Genomic DNA, 7,015 nt, shown 5'->3' with positions numbered 1-7,015 from the left:
CTGACGCAGCCCGTGAGTTTGGAAAAAATTTCGCTGGCCCTGCAAAAATTCGGCGGCGAAGGATTTCTCTGGGTGGAGATTTTGAAGGATCAGAATTCCAAACCGGGAGAAAACATTTCAACCAGCCCGCTGCTGGCGATGACGGATCTTTCGAATCGTCCGGGTTATTATTGGCAGGCCTTTGATTTCACGCAAAAGGATGTGAAACTCGCGCCGGGACGTTATTGGATCGCGCTGGGTTTCAGCGGCACGCCGGTGGTGAATTGGTTTTATTCCTATGGCAAACCCGTTGGCCCTAGCGACGGCACGCGCTACAAAACCATTCTTGATGAAGATTGGAGCAACAGTTTGTCGTTTGAATTCAATTATCGGGTGGAGGGCAGGACGACGCCGTAGAAATGCAAGCAAGCGAAGTCGATTAATTGGATGCTTGCTTTTAAAAAGCTGTTGTGATATTATTATTCCAGATCGCTCGTTCATGAATCTCTTGAGCCGACACCAGAAATTCCGGCAAGCTTATGAAAAAGCTCTTGTAGGAAACTGGAAAGGTGGCTTAGAAAGCGTCTCCAAACACTTGGAGCGCCGAAAAGCTCGAGGCCATCTTCCGTTAAATGCCACAGAAGCTGATCTCATTCAAAAAGGCATGGGTGTACTCAATTCTTCCGATGCGATGGTATACGAATACGCAGCTTTCGAGGGAATGTATTTCATTGTTCATCAGGAATGGGCTGTATTCTTTGATGAAAGTGGTCTGTGGGATACTGTTTTTCCGCCGGATCGGCCTGAACGTTATTTTACTTTGACGAAGGGCTACCGGCCAATCGGTAAACTTATCGAGTTGACAAAATGAATAGTATTGAAAAATTGATCAAGGCCTACGAATCCGATGCCAGCTCTCCGGAAGGCATGGGTCGTTTCGAAGTGCTCAATATGCTGACCAATCGCGATGTCATTGAAGAACATCGTAGTGAACTAACCACCTTGCAGTCAGCTCGCCTGCTGTTTGCCGATGAAAAACTAATGGCAAACATTGAGCTGATTATTGCTGAATGTGGAGGCAAATCAGATTTTTCAAGACTGCGACAGCATAACCCGGCCCCCTCGGCCTGGTGGTGGTTTCTTGAACAGATTCCTATTGAACAGCTCGCTTAGAGAAAATGCAATTGCGAATCACGCCATATAGCTTTTTGTTCCTTGCGTGTTTAATCTTACTCGCCGGCAGTTCCCAAACCTCTTCTCAAACCTTTGCCCTCTCTGCCGATCGTTTTTTTGATTCACAAGCCGGCGTCCTCCACAAAAATCGCGTCATCATTGTCTCCGGCGACAAGATTTATTCCATTCAAAACAAAAACGACAAACTGCCGCCGAATACCGAATTAATCGATCTCGGCGATGCCACCCTCATGCCCGGCTTGATCGATGCGCACAGTCATTTGTTCTTGCATCCCTACAACGAAGCCTCATGGAACGATCAAGTTCTGAAAGAAGCGCTTGCGCTGCGCACGGCGCGCGCGGTGGTTCACGCTGAAAAGACTTTGCTGGCGGGCTTCACGACGCTGCGTGATCTCGGCACGGAAGGCGGCGACTATGCTGATGTAGGCATTCGCGATGCCATCAATCAAGGTATCATTCCCGGGCCACGTTTGTTGGTGGCAACGGCTGCTCTCGTCATCACCGGCGGTTATGGCCCGGCGGGATTCGATCCGCGCTGGGAAGTTCCGCAAGGCGCAGAAGTCGCGGACGGCGTTGAGGGCGTGCGCAAGGCGGTGCGGCGGCAAATCGGGCACGGCGCGGATTGGATCAAAGTCTACGCCGACTATCGCCACGGCGGCGTGAATGCGCCGACCTTCACGCTTGACGAGTTGAAAGCTGCAGTTGATGAAGCCGCTTCAACCGGGCATCCGGTGGTGGCGCATGCCAACACGCCCGAAGGCATTCGCCGCGCCGTGCTCGCCGGCGTGAAAAGCATCGAGCACGGCAGCCAGGCAGATGAACAGAGTTTAAAACTAATGCTCGAACATAATGTCGCGCTGTGTCCGACGTTGGGCGCAGTGGAAGCGATTGCGAGCTACGCGCAACCGCACGAACGCGAAGAACGGCAGCGTCGCGTTGCCGCGCAAAAAGAAATGTTCAAGCGCGCCTTGCAACTCGGCGTGAATATTGTTTGCGGCAGCGATGTAGGCGTGTTCGCGCACGGTGAGAATGCCTGGGAAATCGAATTGATGGTGCAATACGGGATGTCACCCGACGCCGCATTGCAAGCGGCAACTATCAAAGCTGCGCGCTTGCTCGACATGGCCGATCAAATTGGAGAATTGGCGCCCGGCAAGCTTGCGGATATTATTGCAGTCAAGGGCGATCCGTTGGCGGAAATTCGCAAGCTGCGTGAAGTGGTTTTTGTTATGAAAGAAGGGAAAATTTACCGGCATGAGGTCAGATAAATTTTGCCGGGTGGGTGATTATTACATCAGTTTTTTCAACTGATCGACCGTCAAGTCAGCGTCGGTCAAGATACTCTTCAGCACTTTGGGATGAAGAATTTTGCCGGCATGATAAGGCACTGTTACTCTTTTGCCGGCTTTGTTTTTATAAATGCGGTGTGAGCCGCTTGAGCGGGCGAGCTGGAAGCCAATCTTCTCAAGAATACTGATGATTTCGCCGGCAGTTATGCGAGGAAGTTTATCACTCATAACGCCAATTCCAACGAAGTCATCATCACCGCCTCAGGTTGAGAGATTTCTTCGCCGTTTTCAATTCTATCTTGGAGATGAAGGCGCATGGCATCTTTGATGTTTTCAATTACTTCTTCATAAGTTTCGCCTTGTGTATAGCAGCCTTGAAGTTCGGAGCAAAAGGCGGAATATCCATCCTTATCCTTTTCTACGACAACGGAAAAGCGGTAAGTTTTCATAACGGCATCCTCGCATTCTGTACTTTGAATTCGTGAACCTGTTGCTAACTTGTCAATGCAGGCATCATGAGCACATGCAATTTCCGATGGTTTATGGCTTGATCCGAAACAAATATCGGCCATTGGGAGCATTCTGTCAATGACTATTTTTTAAATGCAAAGGAGGAAGATCATGCTATTGAACAAAAAGCTGCACACGCTTTCCATTTTGGTTTTGTTGAGCGCAACGATTTTGTTCGCCCAAAACCGCATCTCCCCGGAGATGGTCGTGAGTCTTAAAAACGTCAGTACGGCGGTGATCGACCCAACCGGCAAGAGCGTGGCCTACATTCTTTCAACGGCGCGTTCGGTTGACGAAGAAAAAGGCGGGCGTTACAGCGAGTTGTTTGTGATTCCGGCAGCCGGCGGCGCGGCCAGGCAATTCACGTATAAACCGCAGGGCGTCAGCTCGCCGCAATGGTCGCCGGACGGCAAATGGATTTATTTTTCCGCGGTGCGCAAGGAACACGATACACATAGTGCGGTTTATCGCATCGCGCTTGACGGCGGCGAGGCGCAAATTGTCGCAAAAGCAGAGAATGGTTTGAGCGCCTACCTCCTGTCACCTGACGGCAAGTGGATCGCCTACATTATGACGGACGCCGAAACTGCAGAAGATAAACAGAACGCCAAAGCCGGCAAGGATGTGAAAACCGTTGACAAAAATTTTAAGTTCCCGCGGCTGTATGTGCAATCCGTTGACGGCGGCGAAGCGAAAGCCGTAACCGGTGACGTTGCGGTGTGGAGTTTTGCCTGGTCGCCGGATGCCGGCAAATTGGTGTATCAAGCCAGCGCCACGCCCAGAACCGATGATTCGTACATGTTCAAGAAAATTTATACCGTCAACCGTGCGGGCGGCGAAGCCAAAATGCTTACCGACACCAACGGCAAGCTCGGCGAGATGCGTTGGTCGCCCGACGGACAATCCGTCGCCTTCACTGCCGGTGTGGATGAAAGCGATCCCGCGGCCGGCAGCATCTTCGTCGTTCCCGCGGCGGGCGGCAATGCCAGCAACATCACCGAAAATTATGAAGGAACCGTTTCCGGAATCGATTGGCTCAATGCCGCGACGCTCGCTTTCACGGCAGTCGAGCGCAGCCACACCGTCCTCAAAACCATTCCGGCCAAAGGCGGCAAAATGACGGCGATCATCGAAGGCGGCTACACGTTTCTGAGCGCTTCGTTTGCGAACGACGGCAAGACTTTCGCGACGAGCGCCAACACCGATACCCACCCGAACGAAGCGTTCAGCGGCAATCTCTCCACGAAGAAGCTGACGCGGTTGACCAACAGCAATCCCGAGCTGGCCAATGTCAAGCTTTCTGGCAGCGAAGAAATTTCGTGGAAAGCGCGCGACGGTCTGGAAATCACCGGCGTGTTGATGCTGCCCACGGATTATGAAAAAGGCAAACGCTATCCCTGCATCGTTCAAATTCACGGCGGGCCGGAGAGCGCGTATCTCGACGGTTGGTCCACGAGTTATATACAATGGGGCGAGCTGCTCGCCGCGCGCGGCTTTGTCGTTTTCAGCCCGAATTATCGCGGCAGCACGGGACGCGGCGTGGCTTATGCCAAGGCCGATCACAAAGATCTCGGCGGACAGGAGTTTGAAGATGTGATCGACGGTTTGGCGCACCTCGACCAGCAGGGTTTGATTGATTTGAATCGCGTGGGCATCGGCGGCTTCTCCTACGGCGGCTATTTTTCCGCGCTCGCGGCAACGCGCTACACCGAGCATTTCAAGGCCGCTTCAATGGGCGCCGGTATTTCAAATTGGATTTCATTCACCGGCACTTCGGATATTCCCTATGAGAATTCCATGGTGCATTGGAATCTCTCGGTTTGGGAAAACATGGAGAAGGCATGGCTGGCCTCGCCCATGGCCCACATTCAAAAATCAAACACCGCACTGCTCATCTCCCACGGTGAAAAGGATGACCGTGTACCCATCAGCCAGGGCTGGGAGATTTACACCGCGCTGAAGATGCTCGATAAAACCGTGGAATTCGACATTTACCCGCGCGAGCCGCACGGCTTTCGTGAAGTCAATCACCAACTCTTTTCGATCCAGCGCAATATCGAGTGGTTTGAGAAGTATGTGAAAAGCGGAGGCGCCGCAAAGCCGGCGATGCCATAAATTTTTAGTACTGCCGGCGCGGACAGTTTCAAAAGCCCTCGTCCATAAAAGTGGAACTCCCACAAAATCAAGAAAGCAGTTGACTGTCGCTTGCTGAATCTTTATTTTTGCAAACTCATTTTAAGAACCGTTTTTGTCTAAAGTCAAGAGCAGAGCCCATGGCAGTGGCAATCGAACAAAAGGCATTGGCTTCCGATACAGTTTCGCGAGTTCATGCAGATTATACTCAAACGCCAACTAGACAGCGTTTGCGCCTGGACGAGCGAACAGATTTGACCATTGAGGAAGCCGAAAAATTGGCGCGCGGGCGACCATTCGAGCTGATTGACGGCAGGCTTGTTTTCAAATATCCCGAGGTTTTGACGCAACGGGAATCCGCATCCCGCTTGACCATAGCAGATGCAGAAGCTTCGGCGCAAGGCAGTTCTTTCGAACTTGTTGATGGGAGGGTCACTTTCAAAATGGGCGATCGCAAACATTCCAGATGCCAGGCCGTTTTGACGGCAAAGCTGTTCAACTATTTCGAACAATACCCCATCGGCCAAGTGTTGCCGGAATTCAGCGTGCGCCTTTGGCCGGAGAACAAACAGAATTTGCGCACACCTGATGTCGCCGTTTTCTTAAATGAAAACCTGCACGCCGAGGAAAAATATGAAATACGCGCGCCCGACTTGGCGATCGAGATTGCTTCTGATGACGACACGGTTTCAGATGTATTCGCCAAAGCGCGGCTGTGTTTGGAAACGGGCAGCCGCGTTGTGTGGCTGATTTTTCCGACGGAAAAAAGAGCGATGGTGCTCACACCAGAGGAGTGGCGTTGGGAATCAGTCGAACTGGTTTGCCCGGAACTTTTGCCGGAATTCAAACTCGCCGTGGCCGCGTTATTCCAATGATCAAAAACTTTCAGGCGTTTCGCCCAATTTCCCTCCCTGCGAATTCAATCACTCAATCCTTGTTTTTAAGAGCCACTTCGATGGAGTACCGATATGCGTTTGAATCGACTTTTACTGTCCATCTTTTTTTCCCTCTGTTTCACCTCCTCTTTCGCCCAAGCTCCGCAGGAATGGCAGCGCCATCGCGCTGAATTCATGCGTCATCTGAGCGCGAAAAGTATTGCTGTTTTTAAGGCAAGCAAGGAGGTGACGCGCAACGGCGATGTCGAGCATGAGTATCGTCAGGACAGCGATTTTTATTACCTCACCGGTTTGACGGAAAAAGAATCGATGTTGATTCTCATCCCGCGCGGGCTGAACTTGCCCGGATTGGCGCAGCCAGCCAAAGAAATCCTGTTTGTGATGCCGCGCAATCCGTTGTCTGAAATTTGGGACGGCATTCGGCTGGGCGTGGAAGGCGCGCAAACGCAACTGGGCTTCAACGCAGTATTGACCAACGATCAATTCGACAAAATTTTCAAAGCGGCGCTGGCGGGCAGTGATACGCTTTACATGAAAACCGGCGAGCGGCAACATCCGCATGCGGCTTCGCCGGCAGATTCCACTCAAAATGCTCTCGAAGCGTTGCTGGGTGTTACGGTTGCTGATCCGGGAAAAATTCTGCGCCGCGCGCGCGAGATCAAATCGCCGGCGGAAATCGCGCTGTTGCGCCGCGCCATCGACATCACCTGCCAGGCGCATCGCGAAGTGATGGCTTCGGCGCAAACCGGCATGCGCGAGTATGAATTGCAAGCGATGCTGGAATATACTTTCACCAATAACGGCAGCGCGCGCTTGGGCTTCCCTTCCATCGTCGGTTCTGGGCCGAACTCGTGCATTCTGCATTATCGCGCCGGCGCCCGCCAAATGCAAAGCGGCGATCTGGTGGTGATCGACATTGGCGCGGAATATGAGATGTACACCGCCGACGTCACACGAACGATTCCGATCAGCGGCAAATTCACCAAAGAGCAGGCAGAGATTTACAATATCGTG

General features: G+C 52.1%; 9 protein-coding genes. 7 read left to right on the top strand and 2 right to left on the bottom strand.

Annotation, left to right across the window (positions count from 1 at the left end):
• Positions 1-12: 12 nt before the first annotated feature.
• The 4 genes from FBQ85_24160 to FBQ85_24145 all read left to right on the top strand — a co-directional run bounded on the left by FBQ85_24160 (position 13) and on the right by FBQ85_24145 (position 2,441).
• A complete protein-coding gene (locus FBQ85_24160; protein ID MDL1878227.1) occupies positions 13-396 on the top strand; it encodes a hypothetical protein in 384 nt (127 codons plus the stop codon).
• A gap of 82 nt (positions 397-478) precedes the next feature.
• The gene (locus FBQ85_24155) at positions 479-850 is read left to right on the top strand and encodes a hypothetical protein (GenBank protein MDL1878226.1); all 372 of its coding nucleotides are present in this window, start codon (positions 479-481) and stop codon (positions 848-850) included.
• Positions 847-1,152 carry a hypothetical protein gene (locus tag FBQ85_24150; GenBank protein MDL1878225.1) on the top strand — a complete coding sequence of 102 codons (306 nt, stop codon included), beginning with the start codon at positions 847-849 and terminating at the stop codon, positions 1,150-1,152. The genes FBQ85_24155 and FBQ85_24150 overlap by 4 nt, the downstream gene beginning before the upstream one ends.
• A 5-nt stretch (positions 1,153-1,157) precedes the next feature.
• Positions 1,158-2,441 carry an amidohydrolase family protein gene (locus FBQ85_24145; GenBank protein MDL1878224.1) on the top strand — a complete coding sequence of 428 codons (1,284 nt, stop codon included), beginning with the start codon at positions 1,158-1,160 and terminating at the stop codon, positions 2,439-2,441.
• A gap of 21 nt (positions 2,442-2,462) precedes the next feature.
• On the opposite strand, the gene FBQ85_24140 is transcribed toward FBQ85_24145, so the two are convergent.
• Both FBQ85_24140 and FBQ85_24135 read right to left on the bottom strand, forming a co-directional pair.
• Positions 2,463-2,690, bottom strand: a complete 228-nt coding sequence (locus FBQ85_24140) for a type II toxin-antitoxin system HicA family toxin (GenBank protein MDL1878223.1) — start codon at positions 2,688-2,690, stop codon at positions 2,463-2,465.
• Entirely contained in the window at positions 2,687-2,911 is a 225-nt protein-coding gene (locus FBQ85_24135; GenBank protein MDL1878222.1) for a type II toxin-antitoxin system HicB family antitoxin, read from the bottom strand. Before FBQ85_24135 ends, FBQ85_24140 begins: the two co-directional genes overlap by 4 nt.
• Positions 2,912-3,065: 154 nt before the next feature.
• Between FBQ85_24135 and FBQ85_24130 the strand changes: the two genes are divergently transcribed.
• From FBQ85_24130 to FBQ85_24120, 3 genes are all read left to right on the top strand, one after another.
• Entirely contained in the window at positions 3,066-5,087 is a 2,022-nt protein-coding gene (locus FBQ85_24130; GenBank protein ID MDL1878221.1) for a S9 family peptidase, read from the top strand.
• Between the two features lie 158 nt (positions 5,088-5,245).
• Positions 5,246-5,980 (top strand): Uma2 family endonuclease, encoded by a 735-nt coding sequence (locus tag FBQ85_24125; GenBank protein MDL1878220.1) that lies wholly within the window; start codon positions 5,246-5,248, stop codon positions 5,978-5,980.
• A gap of 93 nt (positions 5,981-6,073) precedes the next feature.
• On the top strand, positions 6,074-7,015 hold a 942-nt coding region (locus FBQ85_24120; GenBank protein MDL1878219.1), incomplete at its 3' end, for a M24 family metallopeptidase.

Source organism: Cytophagia bacterium CHB2 (assembly GCA_030263535.1).
GTDB lineage: Bacteria > Zhuqueibacterota > Zhuqueibacteria > Zhuqueibacterales > Zhuqueibacteraceae > Coneutiohabitans.
The sequence above is the reverse complement of the archived record's forward strand: the minus strand, read 5'-3'. Positions and strand labels throughout refer to the sequence as shown.